Source organism: Streptomyces sp. NBC_01244 (assembly GCF_035987325.1).
Taxonomy (GTDB): Bacteria; Actinomycetota; Actinomycetes; order Streptomycetales; family Streptomycetaceae; genus Streptomyces.
Map to the genome: position 1 here is coordinate 63,829 of NZ_CP108488.1, position 21,332 is coordinate 85,160.

Annotated in this window: 17 protein-coding genes and 1 pseudogene; 4 read left to right on the top strand and 14 right to left on the bottom strand. The window is 70.0% G+C overall.

Features of this window, described 5'->3' with window-relative positions; all coding sequences use genetic code 11:
• Positions 1-2: 2 nt before the first annotated feature.
• The 3 genes from OG247_RS00325 to chrA all read right to left on the bottom strand — a co-directional run bounded on the left by OG247_RS00325 (position 3) and on the right by chrA (position 2,950).
• Complete coding sequence (locus OG247_RS00325) at positions 3-401, bottom strand: sugar dehydrogenase complex small subunit (RefSeq protein ID WP_327250234.1); 399 nt, start codon at positions 399-401, stop codon at positions 3-5.
• A 12-nt stretch (positions 402-413) separates the two neighbouring features.
• The gene (locus OG247_RS00330) at positions 414-1,286 is read right to left on the bottom strand and encodes a thermonuclease family protein (protein ID WP_327250235.1); all 873 of its coding nucleotides are present in this window, start codon (positions 1,284-1,286) and stop codon (positions 414-416) included.
• A gap of 254 nt (positions 1,287-1,540) precedes the next feature.
• Positions 1,541-2,950, bottom strand: coding sequence for a chromate efflux transporter (chrA, locus tag OG247_RS00335; RefSeq protein WP_327250236.1), 1,410 nt, complete (start codon positions 2,948-2,950; stop codon positions 1,541-1,543).
• A gap of 220 nt (positions 2,951-3,170) precedes the next feature.
• Here chrA and OG247_RS00340 point away from each other — a divergent pair, with 220 nt between their 5' ends.
• Positions 3,171-3,656: a Chromate resistance protein ChrB gene (locus OG247_RS00340; protein WP_327250237.1), complete on the top strand. Its 486-nt coding sequence runs from the start codon at positions 3,171-3,173 to the stop codon at positions 3,654-3,656.
• Positions 3,653-4,087: a chromate resistance protein ChrB domain-containing protein gene (locus OG247_RS00345; RefSeq protein ID WP_327250238.1), complete on the top strand. Its 435-nt coding sequence runs from the start codon at positions 3,653-3,655 to the stop codon at positions 4,085-4,087. The genes OG247_RS00340 and OG247_RS00345 overlap by 4 nt, the downstream gene beginning before the upstream one ends.
• Positions 4,088-4,371: 284 nt before the next feature.
• On the opposite strand, the gene OG247_RS00350 is transcribed toward OG247_RS00345, so the two are convergent.
• The 5 genes from OG247_RS00350 to OG247_RS00370 form a co-directional block, all read right to left on the bottom strand.
• A complete protein-coding gene (locus tag OG247_RS00350; RefSeq protein WP_327250239.1) occupies positions 4,372-4,752 on the bottom strand; it encodes a lamin tail domain-containing protein in 381 nt (126 codons plus the stop codon).
• Positions 4,753-5,455: 703 nt separating this feature from the next.
• Entirely contained in the window at positions 5,456-6,019 is a 564-nt protein-coding gene (locus OG247_RS00355; protein ID WP_327250240.1) for a hypothetical protein, read from the bottom strand.
• Between the two features lie 290 nt (positions 6,020-6,309).
• The gene (locus tag OG247_RS00360) at positions 6,310-6,663 is read right to left on the bottom strand and encodes a ribosomal protein L7/L12 (protein WP_327250241.1); all 354 of its coding nucleotides are present in this window, start codon (positions 6,661-6,663) and stop codon (positions 6,310-6,312) included.
• Between the two features lie 505 nt (positions 6,664-7,168).
• Positions 7,169-7,375 (bottom strand): hypothetical protein, encoded by a 207-nt coding sequence (locus OG247_RS00365; protein ID WP_327250242.1) that lies wholly within the window; start codon positions 7,373-7,375, stop codon positions 7,169-7,171.
• Between the two features lie 275 nt (positions 7,376-7,650).
• A complete protein-coding gene (locus tag OG247_RS00370; protein WP_327250243.1) occupies positions 7,651-9,513 on the bottom strand; it encodes an ABC transporter ATP-binding protein in 1,863 nt (620 codons plus the stop codon).
• Positions 9,514-9,767: 254 nt separating this feature from the next.
• Between OG247_RS00370 and OG247_RS00375 the strand changes: the two genes are divergently transcribed.
• Entirely contained in the window at positions 9,768-10,079 is a 312-nt protein-coding gene (locus OG247_RS00375; RefSeq protein WP_327250244.1) for a transposase, read from the top strand.
• Positions 10,080-10,962: 883 nt separating this feature from the next.
• Here OG247_RS00375 and OG247_RS00380 read toward each other — a convergent pair.
• From OG247_RS00380 to OG247_RS00405, 6 genes and pseudogenes are all read right to left on the bottom strand, one after another.
• Positions 10,963-12,381, bottom strand: coding sequence for an amidohydrolase family protein (locus OG247_RS00380; protein ID WP_327250245.1), 1,419 nt, complete (start codon positions 12,379-12,381; stop codon positions 10,963-10,965).
• A gap of 140 nt (positions 12,382-12,521) precedes the next feature.
• Positions 12,522-13,835 carry a pyroglutamyl peptidase gene (locus OG247_RS00385; RefSeq protein ID WP_327250246.1) on the bottom strand — a complete coding sequence of 438 codons (1,314 nt, stop codon included), beginning with the start codon at positions 13,833-13,835 and terminating at the stop codon, positions 12,522-12,524.
• A 205-nt stretch (positions 13,836-14,040) separates the two neighbouring features.
• Complete coding sequence (locus OG247_RS00390; protein WP_327250247.1) at positions 14,041-14,628, bottom strand: hypothetical protein; 588 nt, start codon at positions 14,626-14,628, stop codon at positions 14,041-14,043.
• A gap of 111 nt (positions 14,629-14,739) precedes the next feature.
• Positions 14,740-14,940 carry a hypothetical protein gene (locus OG247_RS00395; RefSeq protein ID WP_327250248.1) on the bottom strand — a complete coding sequence of 67 codons (201 nt, stop codon included), beginning with the start codon at positions 14,938-14,940 and terminating at the stop codon, positions 14,740-14,742.
• An 844-nt stretch (positions 14,941-15,784) separates the two neighbouring features.
• Positions 15,785-16,240, bottom strand: a complete 456-nt coding sequence (locus OG247_RS00400) for a hypothetical protein (protein WP_327250249.1) — start codon at positions 16,238-16,240, stop codon at positions 15,785-15,787.
• A 329-nt stretch (positions 16,241-16,569) separates the two neighbouring features.
• Positions 16,570-17,112 (bottom strand): annotated as a pseudogene (locus OG247_RS00405) (hypothetical protein); the annotation flags it as partial.
• Between the two features lie 185 nt (positions 17,113-17,297).
• Here OG247_RS00405 and OG247_RS00410 point away from each other — a divergent pair.
• Positions 17,298-21,137 (top strand): type VII secretion system-associated protein, encoded by a 3,840-nt coding sequence (locus OG247_RS00410; RefSeq protein ID WP_327250250.1) that lies wholly within the window; start codon positions 17,298-17,300, stop codon positions 21,135-21,137.
• Positions 21,138-21,332 lie beyond the last annotated feature (195 nt).

The window sequence follows — 21,332 nt, forward strand, 5'->3', positions numbered from 1 at the left end:
TTTCAGGGGTGCTGGGCCCAGTAGCCGTATCCGCCGGGCACCGGTGCGGCGGAGAGTGGGTGCGCCTTGATGACGTTCCAGACCAGCCCGTCGCGGTAGCGGGCGGGTGACTCGGGGCCGGCCTGGGTGTTGTCGGGGCGGGTGAACTGGGCTGTGTACCAGATGGCGAGGGTCTCGCGGGCGACACGGGCGAGGGCAGGGTCGGCGTTGACCGCGGCGAACAACGCCGCTCCCGGGTCGGGTTCGCCTGAGACGCTGCGGTAGGTGTCGATCAGACGGGTGAGCGCCGGCGCGTAGTGGGCTTCGAGGCGGGTGCGGTGCGCGTCCGCGGTGGCTTGGTCAAGCGGCGTTTCACCGGTCAGGAGTTCTGACAAGGCGCGGAAGTCCGCGGCGGGGCTCATGGCGCTCCTGGTTCAGTTCTCGACGAAGACGAGGTCCTCGGACGGGTGGGTCATCCGCACCGTGCTGTCGATTACCTCGACGATGGCGTCGAGGCCGGTGGTGGAGTGGCCGGTGGAGATGACCCAGAACTCGTCCGCTGCCTGGTCGAGGAAGGCGGGGAAGCCGGCCAGGTCCGCGTTGTCGGGGTCGCCGAGGTACAGGTAGTCCACCAGCCGCCGGAACAGCTTGGGCAGGATCACGACGTCGTCCTGGAGGGAGGTGATTGCGGTGACGGTCGCGCCGTCGAGCGTGTCGTCGTCCTTCCACAGGCCCTTGTTCTGCGCCTGCGCCTGACGCACCGCGGCGGTCAGCTCGTCGCGCAGGTCGGGGAAGAGGTTGGTGTAGTACGTCGGGTAGGCCAGGCCCTCTTTGAGAATGTGGTGGTTGAACGTGGTGCGCAGCAGCGTCTCGTCGACGTTGATCTGCGTGCCGCTGGCGCCCGGGGGCGTGCCCTTCCCGGCGAGGGCGATACAGCGCTTGTCGCGACCCGCACCGCGGGTGAGGATCCAGCCGGGCCGGGTCGTGGGAGTTGCCGCGGTGACGGTCTCGTCCGGGGCACGGTCGACAGTGGTGAAGCCGAGCCAGTCCGTCAGCTCGTCCCGGGCGGCACGGCCGTGGAGCCACGGCTGGTGGACCTCGGGATTGCCGTTGCGCGCGTAGTGGGTCTCCAGCGTGTCGATGGCGTCCAGCCGCAGCTTGGCCTTGCCGGACGTGTTGTGCTCGACCTTGTGCGGGCCGGGGACGAGGTCCCACTCCTCCTTCTTGTCCGGCTTGAAGTGGATGGTGTCACCGTCCGACCGGCTATTGATGAGGTGGTACGAACCCTTGATCAGCAACATGGGCATGACGATGTGGCTCCCTCACGACGGGCACGAACACCGAAACAGATCCTCACTCAGCGTTACAGAGTAGGGGTGTTTGCTCCACAAATCGTGAAACCACGCGTGCCGTTCGCTCGCTAAGCCTTTCCGGCTTCACGGAGGGATTGACGATCTCAGCCCCGGCCACCGGGGTCCGTAGCCCTCTGTACACATACGGGCTCCCTCCCCCGGAGACGGCCAGGCCGATGCTCCGACGCCGAGTTTTCCTGGTCGCCGGGTCAGATGCCGGGCAAGCCCACCAAGGCGGCTCCCAGGCCGAGGGTGGCGCAGATGCCGAGGGTGCGCAGGACGCTCCAGCGGAGTTTGAAGATCAGCAGTGCGGCGGTCACGGTGATCGCGAGGGCCGCGGGGCGCAGCGTGGCCAGGTCGGGCAGGGCGAGGGTGATCGGTCCGATGGTCTTGTCGTCGACTTCGGTGAAGAGGGCGTGTTCGGCGAAGTAGAGGGCGAGGTTGGCGATGACGCCGACGACGGCGGCGGTGATGCCGGTGAGGGCGGCGGAGATTTTGCGGTTGTCGCGCAGGCGTTCGATGTAGGGGGCGCCGAGGAAGATGAACAGGAAGCAAGGCACGAAGGTGACCCAGGTCGTGAGCAGGGCGCCGAGGAGGGCCGCGGCCCATGGGTCGAGGCCGCCGGGGTCGCGGTAGGCGCCGAGGAACGCGACGAACTGGACCACCATGATCAGGGGGCCGGGAGTGGTCTCGGCGAGGGCGAGGCCGCTGACCATCTCCTTGGCGCTGAGCCAGCCGTACGTCTGCACGGCCTGCTGCGCGACGAAGGCCAGGACCGCGTAGGCGCCGCCGAAGGTAACCAGTGCGGTGCCGGAGAAGAACAGTCCCTGGGTGGTGAACACGCTCCCGGTGCCGGTCAGCAGGGCGACGGCGACCAACGGCAGGGCCCACAGCAGCAGACCGGCTCCCAGGATGCGCCAGGTGCGGCGGCGGCTGGGCTGCTCGTGGTGGAGGGCGTCGTCCGGGATGAGCGGCGGCGGGCCGTCACCGGCTCCGTGACCGGCCGGGGGGTTGAGGGCGTCGGGCTTGTAGCGGCCGATGAGCCAGCCGGTGAGGGCGGCGGTGGCGATGACGGCGGGGAACGGCACCGAGAACAGTGCCAGGGCTGCGAAGGAAGCGGCGGCGAGGGCTATCAGGAGCGGGTGGGTCAGGGAGCGCCGGGCGACCCGGGAGACGGCCTGGACGACGATGGCGACGACCGCGGGCGCAAGGCCGGCGAAGACGCCGACGAGGGCCGCGGTCGAGCCGAAGGCGACGTAGAGCGCGGACAGCGCGAGCAGAGCCAGAACGCCGGGCAGGACGAACAGGGAGCCGGCGATCAGGCCGCCGCGGGTGCCGTTGAGGAGCCACCCGGTGTAGATGGCGAGCTGCTGGGCCTCCGGGCCGGGCAGGAGCATGCAGTAGCTCAGGGCGTGGTTGAACCGCTGCTGGCCGATCCAGCGCTTGTCCTCCACCAGCGCCCGCTGCATCACCGCGATCTGCCCGGCCGGGCCGCCGAAGGTCTGCCAGGAGATCGCAAACCATGCCCGGGTCGCCTGCCGCAGCGGGATCACGTCACTGCCGGCGGCGCCACGGTCGGCTCTGGCCCGCGGGATGGGGGGCTGTTCGGTAGCGGTCACCGCACTCCCTTTCGTCCTGATCAGGCCGTACGAGGCGGCCGGGGTTCGGACGGCTTGGGCTGGCGCGACCGCGCTCCCCCATCCCCACCCGCGCTGTGTAACCATGGTTACATCGCACGTTGGGGCATTGGAAGGGCAGGTCTCGGGGGATGGTCGTGCACAGCTCGTTGCAGCCTCGAACTGCGGCTGCGGCTGCGGCAGACCGGCCGGGAAGCCGCGCGTGAGCCGGCCCGAGCGGCAGTGGGTGCTGCTTTCCTACCGCCTACCGCGCGAGCCCTCCACCCCGCGGATCACCGTCTGGCGCAAGCTCAAGCGCCTGGGAGTCGGACAGATCAGTGACGGCCTGGTCGCTCTGCCCGCAGGTGCCCACACCCAGGAGCAGCTGGAGTGGATCGCCGAGGAGGTCACCGACTTCGGCGGCACCGCCACCGTGTGGATCGCCCAACCGGCCGCCGCCGGTCACGAACAGCAGCTCGTGAAGGACATGACCCAGGCCCGGGCCGCCGAATACCAGCAGATCCTCGCCCAGGCCGACAACGCACGCGACACGGACGACGCCGAACGGCGGCGCGTACTGGCCAAGCTGCGCGCCGAACTGCGGCGCATCCAGCGCCGCGACCATTTCCCCCCGCCCGGCCGCCATGCCGCAGAGAGCGCCGTCGAGGCCCTACAGCCCGCCAACACCACGGAAGAGAGCACCCCATGAAGTGGGCCACCCGCGCCGGCATCCACATCGACCGCGCCGCCTGCGCCTGGCTGATCGGCCGCTCCATCGACCCCGAAGCCGAGTTCGCCTTCGTCACCGACCCCGCCGACGTCCCCGCCGACGCCACACCCTTCGACATGCGCGGCGCCGAACTCGGCCACCACCACGGCGACTGCAGCTTCGAGACCATCCTGCGCGTCCACCGCCTCACCGACGACCCCGCCCTGCAACGCATCGCGCAGATCGTCCACGAAGCCGACATCGACGACGAACGCTTCCACGCCCCCGAAGCCCCCGGCCTCGACGTCGTCCTGCGGGGCCTGTCCATGACCGGCGACGACAGCCACACCATGGCCATCGCCAACCCCGTCTTCGACGGGCTCTACGCGTACTACCAGCACGCCACCGCCCTGGGCCGCGAACCCGCCTGACACCCCCGGCCCACGGCCTCGGTCGCTGCCCGCTCCGAGCACCAAGTGCTGCTTGAGCGCGCGCACGACGACGAGAAGGCCGCCACCGAGCAGGCGGGCACGGCGAAGGCGAAGCCCGGCGCCCGTACGCCCGCAGCGCGCCGTTCCGGCCACGCTGCCACCGGCGTGCCGGCCGGGGACATGGGCGAGCTATGCCGTGTCTTGGTCGCCCTGCCTGTCGGCCAGGCAGGGCCGCCGGGCGGCGTCGCACCGCCACCGAGGGGTGCCTCTCGGGCCGGCGGGTGTTAGTGGCAGGTGGTGTAGCCGCGGCCGTTGGCCTTCCAGGCGCAGGTGTCCTTCTTGGCCCCGCCCGGCGCGGTCAGGGTGAGGGAGCCGGAGGAGTTGTTGAACCAGAAGGTGTCCCTCTTCCGGAACACGGTGGCGGCGGTGTTGCTCCCCTGCCCGTTCTTCAGCCGGACCGTCTTCCATGCCGCGAGCGTGAACGCCGGAAACGTGTACAGGGCCCCCGCAGTGGTTTTGACGGTGTAGCCGCGCATCTGCACGGCCTGGCCGGTGTTGTTGTGGAGGTCGACGTACTCGGCGTTCAGCTTGCTGTTCGTCCGGGGCAGATCCGTACCCGGCCCATCGAACTGCACCGCGCCGAAATGCAGACCGCTCTGATGCACGGCGGCACCCGCAGGGCCAGCCTGAGCAAACATGAGCACCGCGGTGCACACCGCGGTACCGGCGAACGAAGCCCTCTTCTTCACGTGCGTCCCCTCCCGAATGCGGCAGCGAGTCACCACACCACCGACGATCCGACAGCCGCCGGCGAACCCGTCGAGCGGAAGGCCGGGCTGTCCGCAGGTGGATCAACGGCAGCACGGTCGAAACGGCACGGGCACATCTGCCCAAGGGCCGCCAGGGGCGTCATCCGCTGCGCTAGAGCTAGGGACTTCGGCGGCCCCGCCTGCCTGGACGGCTTCGATGACGCTCTGGTGGAGCGCGGCGAGGCCTTCGGTGCGGCTACGGCACCTACGTCGAGGCCTGGCTCAGGGCCCCCACGACGACGAAGCCGAAGAAGCACAGATCATCGCCCCCGCCCGGCTGAGGCCACGTCCTGACCGTCGAGACCCGGCACCTTGCCGAGGCCGAGACGATCGAGCATGCCTTCGCCGAGTGACGGGCTCCCACCCTCCGCTACAGCCGCCAGGCCCCCGGATACTGCCCTCACCGGCAGCGTGCGGGGGCTTCGTGCTGTATACCGAGGCACCCACACTGCGTGCCCGCCCCGCGTACCGCCGGCCGTACGGTCCGGACATGACCGACATCGCGCACACCCTCCACGCCCTCACGTCCACCGGGTAGGGGTCACGGTGCGTGGCCCGGTCACACGGGGCGCAGCAGCTCGGTTTGCCCCGTATGGAGGAACTCGAGGTAGGCAGCGTTCATTGCGCCGCCGTTCTCCACGAGGATGTCCAGCCAGACGCCCGTGATTTCAGTAAGGTCGGGCTGCGGCACTACGAGAAGGGCCTCGGCCAATTCCTCGTTCCACAGCATCAGCGTCGAACGGAAGCCCTCGGCCTTCGCGCGGACAACGCCCCCTGCCGCCTGAACAGACGTCGGTCCCAAGAGCGCTAGGTGGCTGCATGCGCCGACGAGAGCGGCCAAGGCAGCTGTGAAGGAGTCCAGTGTGGGTTCATCGAGCGGCCGGCTTTCCTTCAGCTGCTCCCGATACTGGACACACTCTCGGCTGAACTGTCCGTAGCAGTCCATCACTTGCAGGCATGCCTTTTGACGCTCCTGGCGGACCCATTGTTCAAGGGCACCTGCCGCTTGAAGCCGCCCCTGTGCCAAAACCGCGGCAGCGTTCACCTCGGCGCCGATCCGGGCGCCTCGTACCGCGGCGAGGCCGCCGACGAGAGCACCACCGACCGCACTGAGAAGTCCCACCCCGCCAGCGAGAACTGCCGCCCACCCTTGATCCATGGCCTGAAATTCGCAGAGCCAGCAGGCTCAGCGAGGCGATACCAGGAACACCGTCCGAATCAGGACCTGGTCGTGGCGGATTCCCAATGCCCGCCCGCCGTTCCTCGGCGAGCGGGCCCATCCACCCCGACGCGCAGGCCCTGGTCGTGATCGGGCTGCACGCCGACCGGCGGTGGGCGGCCAAGCGGGCCCGCGCGGCCGACCTGAAGGTGTTCCTCGCCGACCCGGAGGGAGTCCCCCGTCCAGACGGTGCCTCAGATCGCTGCGGGCAGGCCACTTGCCCAGCAGATCTCGAGGGGCCATGGTTCCGGATACTGCGTCGAGTTAACGGGGAAGGCTCCCCGCCTAATGGTGCGGCCGCAGCAGTCGCAGAGCAGCCTGGTGCGGGCGCCTGCGTCCTCAAGCGTCCGAGCCGTCTCGACAGCGGCTTCGAACCAGCCGGCTGCCTCGATCTCTACGGGTGCGTCGGCAAGCAGAAGCTTGCTGTTCCACAGGCTGAGGCCGGTGACCGTCCGTATCGCACGGACTGCCTCCATTTTCCGGTCGCCTGCTTCTGTCAGCAGCACACGGAATCCTGGCTCTTCCACACGCCCTCCCCGGCCGTCCACGAGCTGTCCGGCAAGTGAACCATCATGGCAACTGCTGAGGGCCGCGGGCGGGTGGACGATAGGCCCAGCAGGCTATCGCCGGACCCAGAACAAGAAGGCGGCGAGGTGGAGGGCGCAGTGATCGGGCCACGGGTTGGAGTTGGCGGCGTCGTCGATCGACTTGGTGCTGCTAGAGGACTTGAAGTGCGGCGCGGCGGCCGCCGGGGACGCCGTGACGAGGGGCGGCCCCGACAGCCACGGCCAGCACCGCCGCCGCCAAGCCTGGGTGCGTGAAGATCTTCATGCCCGCTCAAGACCCCCGAGCGCCCCAGTGACACGGACCGGTGGCAAAGCCGCATCCAAGGGGGTACTCCTCTCCGACGGATATCCGGACAAGACCAGGTCGGAGCCGGCCTACACGGCGAGCGTGGATGCGGCCTCGGTGCGGACGAGGACGTCGCGGCGGCGGTTGTCCCATCCCCGGATGACGAGCATGTCCGCCAGGGACGGGGCACGGTGAGGCCGGTTACCGGGTCCTCGTCCAGGAGCCGCGACCACACGGCATGGGCGTGCGGGCTGCGCGTGCGGTGTCGGCCTTCGGCCGGACCTTGGCGGCCTGGCGCCGTAGGACGGCGGCGATCAGGAGTTCCACCGTGGCGTGCAGGTCGGTGCGCTGGTAGAGGGTGAGCCATGCCCGGATCGTCAGTGCGTAAGAGCCGTCGCAGGACCACACCGTCTACATCCACGTGCAGAGCTGCGACCTGCAGCGAGCACGCTGCCTGGCTGCGCGTACCGGACGCGAGATCCTCGGCGAACCGCTCTTCGCGGGATAGCCCCGCCCGGCCCGATGGAACCACGGCCATGCGGACCGGACCGGACTGGAGCGGCGGCGACGGCGCCCGCCCGGGCCGTCGCATGGGCCGTCGTGCGCGACGCCGTGTGGGACGCCCCGACCGCGAACCCCGCCGCCGTCCTCACCATCGCCAACGGCCTCGCGTTGATCGCCGCCTACCTCCAGGAATCCCCCTGACGCGGTGAGGGGGGTGCGGGGCTCTCGTCGAGAAATCCGCCCGACTGGTGCTGCCACAGCTTCGCGTACGTGCCCCCGCAGGCCAGCAGATCGTGGTGCGTGCCCTGTTCGACGATGCGGCCGCGGTCGAGGACGATGAGCCGGTCCATGTGGGCCACCGTGCTCAGCCGGTGCGCGACCACGAGGGCGGTCCGCCCCTCCATGAGCTGCCACAGCGCCTCCTGTACGAGGACCTCGCTCTCGGAGTCCAGGGCGCTGGTCGCCTCGTCCAGCAACAGGATCGGCGCGTCGCGCAGGATCGCCCGGGCCAACGCGACCCTCTGGCGCTGCCCGCCGGACAGCTTGACCCCGCGCTCGCCGACCATCGTGTCGAGGCCGTCGGGCAGCGCGTCGGCGAACTCCGTGACGTGCGCCGCCTCGGCCGCGCGCCGGATCTCGGCCTCGGTGGCACCAGGCCGGGCGAACGCGATGTTCTCCCGCAGGGTTCGGTGGAACATCGCCGGGTCCTGCGGGACGTACGCCATCAGCTCGCGCAGATCGCGCTGTCGCAGCCTGCTGATGTCCCGGCCCCCGATCAGGATCCGGCCCGCGTCGATGTCCGTCATCCGCAGCAGCAGCCGGGTGAGTGTGGTTTTGCCGCCACCGGAGCGGCCCACCAGTCCGATCTTCGCCCCGCTGGGCACGTCCAGGTCGAGCCCCTCGAACAGCGGCTCCGCGCCCGCGTGGGCGAAGCCCACCTTTTCGAAGCGCACCTCGCCGGCCCGGTCCGGCTCCGGCACCGGCTCTGGGGAGTGTGGGTCGCGTACGGTCGCCGGCGTCAGCAGCAGCTGCGTGAACTGCGCGGCCTCCGTCATCGAGCTCTCCAGGCGGCGGTAGATCTGGTTGAACTCGAACATGATCCGGGTGGCGTTGGAGAAGTACGTGAACGCGACCACGACCGCCTCCACCCCGTGCCCGCTTCCGCCCACACCCCCGCCGCCGCTCCCGGCGATCGTGACGGCGATCAGCAGGCCCAGCGCGTTGGTCACGACGGACATCGGTGCGACCAGGGTGTCGATCCGCAGGTTGCCGTAGTCCCACGACCGCAGCGTGAGCGCCCGCGACTGCGCGACCCGGGACCGGTGCTCGGCCGCCTCGCGCTCCTCCGCGGCGAACGCGCGCACCGTGTCCATGTTCATCAGACTGTCGGAGACGTGCCCCGACACCCGCGCGATCGCCTCCTCGCGCCGGGCGACGAGCGCCTGGCGGCGCCGGATCAGGGGCAGTACGCACACCCCCGTCACCGCGAGCATCGCCAGGAGTGCCACGACGAGCAGCGGTTCGTAGCGCCAGAGCACCACCGAACCGAACAGCAGCGGTACGAACCGGCCCACGACCGAGAAGGTCAGCGCGTCGACGAACTCTTCGAAGCGGGAGGCGAAGCTCAGCACCCGCTTGGTCAACGACCCGGCGAAGTTGTCGTGGAAGAACGCGGCATCCTTTGCGAACAGCTCGTCCATGCCGACGATGTACAGCCGCTCGATGCCGAGGGCGTCGAGCCGGTTCAGGCAGTGCAGTCCGAGGCGCCACGCCGCTTCCGAGAGCAGCAGGACACCGGCGAAGCCCAGGACGTACGGGAGGCAGGCGCCGAGGCCGAGCGCGGCGCCGCCCGCGATGCGCCCGACCAGCTTCGCGACGACCAGCGGGGCGATGTAGTTGATGCCGATGTTGCCGAGGGCTGGCATCAGCATGGCGGGCGCGGTCAGCCAACGCAGCCGCGCCAACTCCCGCCCGTAGTAGCGGAGTGCGAGGACCACCGGCCCTCTGCCTGGCGGACCCTCTCGTTCCAGAGACGCTTTCATGGCCACCCTACGAATTCACTCGGTTACGGAGACGGCAGTCTCCCGCGCTGCCGTCCGCGCCGTCCAAGCGTTTTCCGTGTGGGTGACGACCGGCCCGTATCCGGCCGGCGACCGGGTCGCTATCCGCCCGGGAAGAACGTCACAGGCGGGGTCAGCGGGCCGCCCCGGCGCGTCCCGACGCCCCCCAGCCCGGAGTTGCTGTTCTGTCACGTCTGCGGGCGGGGCCGCAGCACGGATCAGTTCACGCCACCGCGGTGACCTCCACCCAGCCGCGCGAGGTGGTCACCCGACTGGTGCCCACTGGGCAGTGGCGGCCGGGCGACGCGTACATCCTCGTCGTCATGGACACCGACTACGACGTCACCCGCCTCGCCTGCGTCCTGGCCGATCTACCCGTCGAGCCGGTCGGCCGGCTGCGCTCGGACCGGGTCACGCTCCGGGTTGCCGGACCGCGTCGCTCCCCAGGAGGCGGACAGCCCCGCTGGCACGGCGGAATCCTCACCTTCTCCAAGCCTGAGTCCTGGCACACTCCTGACCAGGCCACGACGTGCGACACCACCCACTGAGGCACGGCCGAGGGCCTCGCCTGGGACCGGATGCACCCCAGATTGCAGGCCCGTGGCCCTGGCTCGACCACTGCGACAAACCCCCTTTCATCCACGGCACGTCGATCCGGCTGAAGGTCGAGTACCTACCTGCCCGGTGACCGCGAACCCCAAGCCGGTGCGCCTGTGGTCCTCGCGCACCGCCATGACCGGCCGGGACGTCCATGTCGACTGACGGGCGTTCCTCCGCAGATTCGATCTTCAGCACACCTTCCGGCTGTTCAAGCAGACCCCCGGCTGGGCCGTCCCCAAAGTCCGCGATCCGCACGCGGCCGACCTGTGGACCTGGGTGGTCGTCGCCGCCCACACCCAACTCAGCCTCGTCCGGCCCCTCGCCGAGGACCTCCGCAGGCCCTGGGAACGGCCCGCCGAGCCGCGTTCACTCACCCCCGCCCGGGTCCGCCGAGGGTTCAGGAACCTGCACGCGCGGACGGGGATGCTGTCGCATAACTGCCGCCCGGTAGCGGTCAAAACCCTGTTCTGGCCTTGTGATCGAAGAGTTTACTGAGGTTGTTGACCGCGCCGAGGAATTTGATCTTCACGCACACCGACCTGATCCAGTAGACGACTGCTGGAACCGCCCCGCGCCCCTGGACGGGCGACCTGCAATCTTCTAGTAGTTGCCCTTTCACGAGTTGACGATCAGCGGGGGCACCGCCTGCAGTAGCCGGACGGGCATCACGGGCCAGGATCGGGCAGCCGAGTTGGGCGCTTTCGGAGCTGGGGCGGCTCTGATGGAGCTGTCCTCGATGAGGATGCCGACCGGGAGCGTGTTCGAGGGTGTGCCAGCGGCCTTCCGTATCGTCTTCCGGTCGTCTCGGTCCGGTTTCCGGGTCCGGCGAATTCAGAAGGAATCGAGGTGGGCGTCCACGTCGGGGTAGCGGGTGACGGATGGCCGGTCGATGACCGTGCCTCGTGCGACGACCATCAGCGGGTCGGTGAATGCCCGGAATCCGTCGAGCGGGTTCGAGCCGAGGACGACCAGATCCGCGGCCTTACCGGGCTCGATCGAGCCCGTGACGTCGTCCAGGCCGAGGATCTTCGCGTTGGTCCTCGTAGCGGCATTCAGCGCCCGTGCCGGGGTGAGCCCGCCGTAGCGGACCACAAGATCCATCTCGCGCCAGGCGTTGTAGTGGGTGACAAAGGTGAGTGCCGAGTCGGTGCCCATGCCGATGCTGATCCCGTGCTCCTGGGCAGCCTGGATGCCCTGGATCATCTCCTCCAGGACCATCCCGGCGTTCGCCTTGACGGTGTCGTTGATGCCGGTGACCGCCTGATCTAGCTTCACCAGCGGAAGGCACGCCTGCAAGGTCGGAATGAGCGCCGACGTCCCCTTCAGCGAGCGCGGATTGTCCAGGAACAGGCCGATGATCTCTGAAGTCATTCCCGCGCCGTGCTCGATCGTGTCGGCACCGGCGCGCAGCGACGCGAGGATGCCCTCCTTGCTCTGGGCATGCGCGGCGACGAGGACGCCGGCGTTGTGAGCCTCCTCGCAGATCGCCGTCATCTCCTCCTCAGTCATTTCCGGTCGCCCGGCCTGACCGATCGTGCGGGCATCGGTCACCCCGCCGGTGGCCGAGATCTTGATCGCCTTGACGCCGTGCCGCAGGTTGAGACGGGTGTTGCGACGGGCCTCCCAGGGCGAGTCCGCGATCAAGGCGATCTGCGGAGCACCGTGGCCTCCAGTCACCGCGAGCAACGGCCCCGACGCGAGCATCCGGGGCCCGAGGTATCTGCCGCGGTCGATCTCATCCGCGACCGCGACGACCTCGTAGGCGACGTCACCCACTGTGCGAATCGTGGTCACACCCGAACGCAGCTGCGTCAGGACGTTGGTCTTCGTGCGCCGTTTGAAGAACCGCCTGCCGACCGGACTGTGCGAGAACAACGAGACCAGTCCCTGCGTGGACTCGTTCAGCAGGATCGCAGGAAGCGGTCTGCCGTCGGAGAACAGATGGGCGTGCGCGTTGATCAGACCGGGGACGACGAAGCGTCCGGCCGTGTCGATGGCTCGGTATCCACCGGGTACGGGCGTCGTCGCAGTGGGCCCGACCTGCTCGATCTCTCCATCGGCGCCCACGACGATGGTCCTGTCCGGCAGCACGGTTCCCTCCGTGTCACCGGTGACGATCGTGGCATCGGTCAGAGCGAACCGTCCTGCCATGATCAAGCTCCTTGCGACGAGGTTGAACGCATCCGACCGGCCGCCTGCCTGATGGGGAGGCGCTGGACCAGTCGACCTCAGTTTGCAGCCGCCCGCCATCGCAAGAGGCTCTCGTGCCGACCGGTTGCACCACCGGGACCAGCCGGGCGCCATGCGACCGCGCCTGGGCCGCCCCCAGCCTCGGCGGCCCCTAACGCCCTGCGCCGTCCTTGACCCGCTCGCCCGCGCACATCGGCGGGTCAGGGTCCTGCGGGGGCGGAATGCCGGAGCACCTCCAGCACCTGCGAGGCGATCGCGCTTTCGTTCTGCTCGAACGCAGCGCCCGTCAGCTGGTTCGGGTCGGAGGGCAGCCCTGTGAGCACGGGCGTGTGCAGGTGGCCGCCGGGCAGCCGGGGGCTCAGTTCCGTCCGGAGCCGGTTGGAGCGGTAGGCGACCTCGTTGGAGAGGTATCCCCCGCCTCCGCCCGCAACGGCACGGGAGCCGGGGGTCGGCCCGTCCGCGCGATCCTCGGGACTGTCCTGACCTGCAGGTATCTCACTGACCTCGGTGTTCAGCAGCACCGCGTACGGGCTCTGCACGGCCGTCATGGCGTCGGTGGGGAGGGTGGTCCGCAGGAACTCCGCTCCCGGACCGAGGCCCGGCGCCGTGACGGGGTGTGCGTACGTACCCCCCGAAAGCGCGTCGGCATTGTCCGGATACGGGTCGGCCGAGCGGGCGCGCCCCGCCCAGGCCTCCAGCGTGAAGATCCCGGGGTAGCCCTGGCTGATGCTGGTGATCATGTCGGCGGCGCGGGGACCCGCAGCGAGACGGGGACCGTACGCACGCTCTACGATCCCGGCGTCGAACGCGGCGTAGCGCACGGGCAGGACCACGGCCCGGATCTCCACGGGGGTGCCGTCGGCGAGCGTGAGGCGGCGTCCGTTGAGCTGGAGGACCGCGGAGCCGGAGGGGTTGGCCCGGCGCAGTTCGGTGTCCAGGCCGAAGGGGTCGAATCCGCTGACGAACAGGCGCCGCACGCCCGGGGTGCCGCGGAAGTCGTTGGTGGTCAGCCCCCGCGAGGCGTCCTCGAAGCGGGAGCGCAGGGCTGGCCGGTCGACCGGGAACCCCGGATTCCAGTCCGCCAGTTGGACGGTCATCCGCAGCCGGGTCCAGTACAGCGGGCGGTCGTCTCCTGCTGCCAGGTCCCCGCCGGCGCGGCGCCCTTGCGCCCGGTTCACGGCGGCCTGCCACAGCGCCTCGCCCCAGGCGTCGAGGAGCCGGCCCGCCTCGGTGGCGTCGCGCGCGGAGCAGAGCGCGGCCGGGAAGCGGCGCACGAACTCGCCGAACGCGGCCCGCTCCGCGAAGGCGGCGGTCCGCGGATCGGCGAGGCGCGCCTGCTCGGGGTCACGGACGGTGGAGGGGTGGGCCGAAGGCTCGGCGGGGGCACCGGTGGTGGGCGAGGCGGCCTCGACCCCGCAGGTTGGCGGGGCCGCGGCGTGCGCGCCCGTGGGAGGCAGGACCGCGGTGACGCCGAGCAGGGCGGCGATGAGGGCCGCACGGTGGAGAATCTTCATGCCATGTGACATTACGTAGAAGGGGAGTTGGTAGGGCAGACCCTTTTGAGGCAAGCATCGGACATGACAAACCGGTGCTCGACACGGAGCCGTGGCCGGGCCCGCACAGCCGCGCCGCCCGTGGCGGAATCAAGGACGTTCGTGGGCCTGCTCGCCGGTGCCGGGCCGGCCGATGCCGCGCGGACGGCGGTGTCAGGGGCGGGACCTACCAGTGGGTGAGATCGAATACCTCCGCGCGGTAGGGGGCGGTCTCGTCCGACGGGTTGTACTGCAGTTGGTCGTTGGCGATGAGGCTGGGGAGTGCCGCCGACAGGCCTGTGAGGGCGGAGATCGGCGTGCCGTCGCGGTCGCGCAGGTGGACGTCGAGGCCGACGGTGTCGGGCAGGCCGCTGCCGGTGAGGTACAGGCGGGCGCGTTCGTCGGGGAGGAGGAACCCCAGCAGGACGAGGCCGTCCTGGTTGTCGGTGTCCGCGCTCGGCGCGATGCCGGTGGCTGCCGCGTGGAGGGCGTCCGTGAGGTTGAGTTCCGCGGCGTGGGCGTCCAGGAGCAGTCGCACTGTTTCCGCCGGCACCACGGGGACGCCGGGGCCGTCCGTGGCGCCGGGGCGGTCGGCCGGGGCGTGCCGTACGAGCCGGCGTACGGTGGCCGGCAGCTCGGCGGCGGGGATCTCGTTCCCGTCCGGGTCCAAGAGAGGGACGTCGTACGCCGTCAACGCGGTCGGGGCGGCGCCGTCCCCTACGACGACACGGACGAGGTCCCGGTGATGCCGCAGCGGCAGGACACCCCTGACCACGGGGCCACCACCAAGCGGTGTGGCCGTCAGGCGGAGCAGGGCCCGGGTGGCCGCGGCCTGTCTCTGTGTCGCTACGTCGGGCGAGGAGGGGGAACCGGGGGGGTGGCGTGCTCAACCTTCGGACCGTGCAGAGCCCGCCCCGAATTCCGCGGCGTAGGCCTCGTCGGACATCACGACGAGGCCGTCCCCCGGCGTTGCCGGCGGGTGAGGGGCGGCGGGCGAAGCCGCAGCGGCCGACAGAAGTACGGCTGCGGCGGCGCCGACGTAGACGGCAGCACGGATGCGAAATGGCACGTCGCTCTCCTCGAACATGCCCGGTCCTCCGCAGGACACGGGGTCGATCAAAGGATGGGGCAAACTCCGCGTGCGGGGATGAGGACGCCCGGGAAGTTCACCCGTGTTGGCTCCAGGAGTGTGTTCTCAGTGGTCGAGGCAGAGGCAGAGGCAGGCGAGGGCCCGGGCGCGGTGCGGGCCCTCGCGCCGGGTGCCCGCCCCGGAGTTCGGCCCTGCCGGCCCCTCGCGGACCACATCGACCTGGTTACCTCACAAGGCCGCGCTCCACTTGGCGCGGGCAGGTGGAACGGCAGGGGCGTCGCGTACGAGCGCCTGCCATTGGTTTCGGCCAAGGTGTCCTCCCAGCCGTGCGCACAGTTCATCGAGGAGCACTTCCGGCTTGAGAGGGGGACCGGGCCCCGGTGGGCGGCCTGGGCGAGCCAGCGGCACTGGTCGGGCGTCCGCAGCTCACGCCCAGGTAGCCCGGCGGCGAGGTTCCCGCCGCGCTGGAACTGCAGGGATCTGGCGGTGTCGGCCGGTAGGAGACCGGGCCCGCCCGCGGCCTCCGGGGTTTCGAGCCAGCGGTAGAAGGGCCGTACGGCGCCGACAGCGGCATCGCGCGAGCGTGCAGCGCCGGCGTAGCCGACGGCCTACTTCTGCAGGGCCGTCGGGGTGGAGCGGAGATAGCGGTCGGGGTCCAGGATGCTGTCCCCATGGGGCCGCATCCGACGGTGAGCCAGTGCAGGACCGCCGGCCGGTAGTGCTCGGGGGCCTGGTAGCCGAAGTAGCCGCTCGCCTAGCAGTTCGACCCTGCCAGCCACTGACACTCGAAGCACCGAGGGCCTGCCGCGCAGGGGAGCACCTTGGCGGCAGGCTCCACCGGTTAAGTCGCCTTCGGCCAGAAGTCGATCGTGTACCGCTCCACTCCGTGCGCAGTGCCTTCGGTACGGGTCACCCTCTCGACCTCGGCTCTGCCCGCGCAGCTCACGCGGACCCGCCACAGGGCGGCACGGCCCAGTCGGATCAGTTGATCGGAGCGGCCGGTTCCCCACACCGCCACGTCGCCCGTGACGGACTCGAAGTCCACCTCGGCCTGCTCGTCCCAGTCGGCGGCCTCCACCTCGGGCTCGCTGTCCCAGACTCGTGCGATCACCGCGGCGGTGTGCGTGTGCCCTGCGCTGAACAGGTCGAAGCGCCGCACGTGCGGCTGGAGGAACACCCCCCACTCAAAGCCGTCGGGATACGGTACGGGCACCAGATTGTCGTCCGATTCCTGGAACCCGAACGACCTGAACGCGACCTCGGCATCCAACTTCTGTTGCCCCACCAACGTGGCCATAGCTCCTCCAGCCCTGAGCCCCACAGGCCCCACAGGCCCCACAGGCCCCACAGGCCCCACCGTGACGGTAGTACAGGCCGGCATCGAGCCGATCGGGTTGGGAATCTCATCAGTAACAGACTTGGCCCACCACTTCCCAGCCCGCGCTGTACCAAGGGCCGGAACCCAAAGGTGCGGCGCGAGGCGGGGCCCTGCGCACTCGGGCGAGTGGGTGGGCTGGAGTCTGCTGCATACAACTTGATCGCCGGGCACGCCTCATGCCCGTCCTGGCGGCCGCGTTCGCGGGCGGGCGCCTGCCCTTCCAGGTACTTCTCGCGGATGTACTCGCGTTCGGACTCGGCCATGCCGGCGAAGAACGCGAAGAGGGCGGCGCCGTGTCCGGACGGGTCGTAGACCCCTTGGAGGGGGCCGGTGAGGAGTTCGAGCCGGATGTCGTGGTGGCGCAGGTCCTCGGCGATGGCCAGAAGCTCGGCGGCGCGGCCTGCCCGGCGCTTCGCAGGCAGCCTTTGTGCGCTGTCGGGCCTGGCGGACACGGGATTGGGCGATATCTTCGTCACCAAGGTTCTACACGCCAACTCATTCTGCCTATGGGGGACTTGATGCCGGATCCGGCGGCTGTACTGGCGATGACCGCGGCGACGACGATGGTTGCGGCGATGGGGACCAGCGCTTGGCAGGCCATGAAGGCCGGGGTTGCAAGCATTGTTCGGCGGACCGGTGGCGCCGAGTCGGGGCCTGAGTCCGGTGCCGGCATCGAGGTGCGGCTGGAGCGCAGCGCGGCGCGGATCGCGAATGCCGCTGACCCGGAGGAGGTGCGGCAGGCGCAGATCGTCCGGTGGCGGGAGGACCTCGAGGATTTGATGCAAGAGCATCCTGACGCGGCGGCCGAGCTGCGGACTCTCGTGGAGGCGATCCGGCAGCAGCTTCCGCCGGTCCAGCAGCAGTGGGTCCAGCGCATCGAGGCGCGCGACGGCGGGTTCGCCGTCGGGGCGCAGGGGCCGGGCAGCAGGGTCATCGTCCACCACGACCGGGACACACCGCCCACCGGGGAGGGCCGTTGAGCCCTGCCCAGCAGCAGACCGTGCAGGCGGTCAACGGCTTCGCCTACGGCTGCATAGGCGCGGACATCCACGTCTTCGGCGACGGCGTGCCGCTGTACGTCCTTCAGCGATGGCGCCCCGAGGTCCGGCCTGACGCGTCCTGGCTGCTGGATTTGCCCAGCCGCATGCTCCATTCGCGGTTCGAGGTCGTCGCCTTCACCGGGCGCGAGAAGGAACTGGCCGACCTGCGCCACTGGCGCGATCACGGTCCACGGCTCTCGGTCCAGTGGCTGCACGCGCCGGGCGGCCAGGGCAAGAGCCGACTGGCCGCACAGTTCGCGAAGGAGTCGGAGGCCGCCGGTTGGACCGCGGCAACGGCCGCACGCGGCCCAGGTGTCGCCCACCCGCCGCCTGGAAGCCAGGACCTGCGCACCGACACCCGTGCCGGTGTGCTTCTGGTCGTCGACTATGCCGACCGGTGGCCGGTGGCCGACCTGACATGGCTGCTCAGCAACTCGATCCTGCACCGGGCCACGGATCAGGCGCGCGTGCTACTGCTGGCCCGTGGCCGAGATGCCTGGCCCGCTGTACGCGCATCCATCGCCGACCTCCAGGCCGATGCCTCGACACGTGCCCTGCCGCCCCTGGACGATGGCGACGGCCGGGTCGGCGACAGCGAGCGCCACGGCATGTTCCTCGCCGCGCGCGATGCCTTCGCCGCCCTCTACAGCGTGCCCGCGTACGCCATTGAGCTCCCCGAAGGACTGAGCGGACCGGACTTCGGGTTGATACTCGCGGTACACATGGCCGCACTGGTGGCCGTGGACCGCCACGCCCATGCCGCCACCGCGGCCATGGCGCCGGATATGGCCGGCCTGACCGCCTACCTGCTGGACCGGGAACGCCGGCACTGGCACACGCTGCACGAGACCGGGGCGCTCGGTAGCACCAGGGAGGAGATCTCCCGCGCCGCCTTCGTGGCGGCGCTCACCGGACCGCTCCCCTACCGGGAGGCGAAGGCAGCGCTCAAGACGGCCGCACTCGATGCCGATGCGGACCGCCTGCTCACCGACCACGCCTACTGCTACCCACCCGGCGCCTCCGGCACCGTCCTGGAACCTCTCTACCCCGATCGCCTCGCCGAGGACTTCCTGGCGCTCTCCCTTCCGGGCCACCACCTCCCCGACCACGCCGCCGATCCCTGGGCCGTCGGCATCCCCGAACTCCTGCTGCCTGCGGCCGAGTCCGCCGGCTCCGAAAACGGTGTCGGCCGGGACGGAGACAGCCGCAACGGTCTGCCGTCCTACGCCCCCCGGGCCCTCGTCTTCCTCACTGCCGCCAGCCGCCGCTGGCCCCATCTGCTCGCCACGTTGGAAAACCTCGACGCGCGCCTGCCAAACGACGTCGGCAGCTACGACGAGCTCGCCGCGGCCGCGGCCGACCTCACCGAACGCCTCGCCCCGCCCCGGCTGTCGGCGACCACCGACCCCGCCGAACGCGCCCGGATCCACCACAAGCTGGGGCAGCGACTCGAACAGGCAGACCGGGCCGAGAAGGCCGCTCCCGCATTCGCGGAGGCCACGCGGCTGTATCGCGAGCTGGCCGCCTCGGCCCCTCAGGCTTTCGAAGCCGCCTTCGCCGAGTCGTCGTTCAAACTGGCCGTGGCGCTGGTGTTCGCGGACCTGAAACCCTGGACACGGAAGCCTCACGAGAACCTCACGGCCGACGCGGAACGGCTCGATCAGGCAGCGGCAGCGTTCCGGGACGCCACTGAGGTATACCGCCGACTGGCAGCGGAGAACCCTGCCGAGCACCGAGATGACCTGGTCGCGGCGCTGACTGTGGCCACCTTCCTCGTGCCGCGGCTGGGACCGTCCGACCTGGCGATGGCCACGGCGCTGGAGGTGGTCGACATGGTCCGCCACCTGGCGGACGAGGAGCCCGACGAATGGGCTCACCAGCTGCCCTATGCGCTGGTGGCCTCTGCCGTAGCCCTGGCCGGAGCGCACCCCGAGCAGGCAAGGGCTCTGGCCGATGAGGCGGTCGGCATCGCCCGCCGGATGGCTCACGAGGACCCGGAGAAACACATAGAGCACTTGGTCTTCGCGCTCTCCACCCAGGGGTCGGTGCTGCTGAGGCTGGAGCGGGCCGAGGAAGCCATCGACGCGCTCAGCGAGGCCGCGGAGCTCAGCGGCCGAGGACCACAAGCGGGCCGGCACAAGGATCCCTGGTACGAGGTCATGGCCCACGCGATCAGCTTCGTGTGGATGCAGGAACGGGCCACCGGTGCGACGACGGGGCGCGGCACGGCGGTGGAAGTGCTGAGCCGACTGGCCCTCGGCGACACCTCCGGTCGCGGACCCGCGCTGCTGACAGCCCTGACCGGCCTCTACGGCATGCTCGATGCCTCTGCAGGTTCGGAGGACGTGCTCACCGTGCATCGCGCCATCATCCACCTCCTCAGAACGTCGGACGAGATCTCGTACGCAGGGGACGACACCATAGGACGGTCCGACGTCCTCGGTGTGCTGGTCGAAGCGAGCGTCCTCCTGGCCAGGACGGGTCAGTGGGACGAAGCCTTGGCCTACCTGGACGAAGCGGCCCGGGAAATATGGGTGGAGGGAGATCACCCCCTCGCAGCGAGCTTGGGAGGCGCGCTCATCACCATGACCGCCATGCTCGCCGACCTCGATCCGCGCGAGGACGGTGATCCCTACCGCCGACTGGCCCGGCCTCAGGCTGTGCGTGTGCTGGAGCGGACAGCCGAGACCTATCGCCACCTTGCGCAGGACGACCCCGCCGGGCACGAACTCGGCCTCGCCGTCACGGCGAAGATCCTGTCCGAGGCGCTGTGGAACCTGGAACGGCGGCAGGAAGCCGTGGACATCGGCCGGGAGGCGGTCCGAACCTGGCGTCGCTGCGCTGCCCGGGACAGTGCCGCCGACCACCGCGACCAACTCGCCCTCGCCCTGCGCCGCCTCGCGGCCAAGCTGACGGACACCGGCCAAGCGGAACAGGCGACCACCGCAGCGCGAGAGGCCGCCGCCCTCTGGCGCGCTCTGTTCCGCGAATCGCCGTCCCGCCACTACCCGGGCGGCGTCGCCGCAGCCCTCTACCTCGTCGCGCTGAACCTGCGTCGGCTCCGCCCGGCCGAGGCCCTGTCCGCCGCAGAGGAATCCGCCGTCCTCCTCACGCGCTTTCCTGCCGACGACCCCGCCGAGCAGCACTCCGTCCTCGCCACGGTCAACAGCCTCATCGCCGAGATCCGATCTGCTGAAAGGCCCGGCATCTACAACCGAGTATCCGACGAAAGGGCCCAAGAGCACTGGGCAGAGCCGATGGCGAGGGCGATCCAACAAGACGGCTGGCTCCTGCTTCCCAAGCCGAACTGGGAACCCAGCGCGCCGACGGACAGCCTGCCCACCGATGCGATGGTCGGCGGCTGGCAACTCGACGAAGAGGGGAGAGCCGGGCCGTTCATACCGAATCCCCACTACATACCTGACGACAAGTCAACGCCTACCGACCCGATGCACGAACTACTGTGCCTGGTCGCATCCGGCCAAGGAGAAGGTATCGGCGATCAGCTCTTGTCAACGCTCCGGAACACCGTTGTGGAGCTCGCATGCGAGGGGCCCGATCGCCTCATGGTAGGGCCATCGCCAGACGGAGTGCCGTGCGTGGCGGTTGTCACTGCCGCGATACACAAGCGCCGGCTGGCCGGGGTTCACTGGGTATCGGTACTGGGAAGCATGCTGCCCGAAATCGTTCCCACCGGTCTGGACATGCTGATCAACCCAGGAGACCCTGCGCAGATCCGCCTCCTGACTGACGCATTACGGGAAAGCGATTCTTGACTGCGGCCGGGTCAGGCGGCCTGGCCGAGACCGGCGGCGGCCAGGCCCTGCTCAGGCTGCGAGGGAGACCGCCTTGGGCACGGAGACGTCTTCAGGACATCTCCCGGACGAAACCCTCCAGCGGCAATCATCTGGCGTGACAAGCCCCCGGAGTCCGACGTGTCGGGCACATACCACCCGGGGCTGACATTCAGG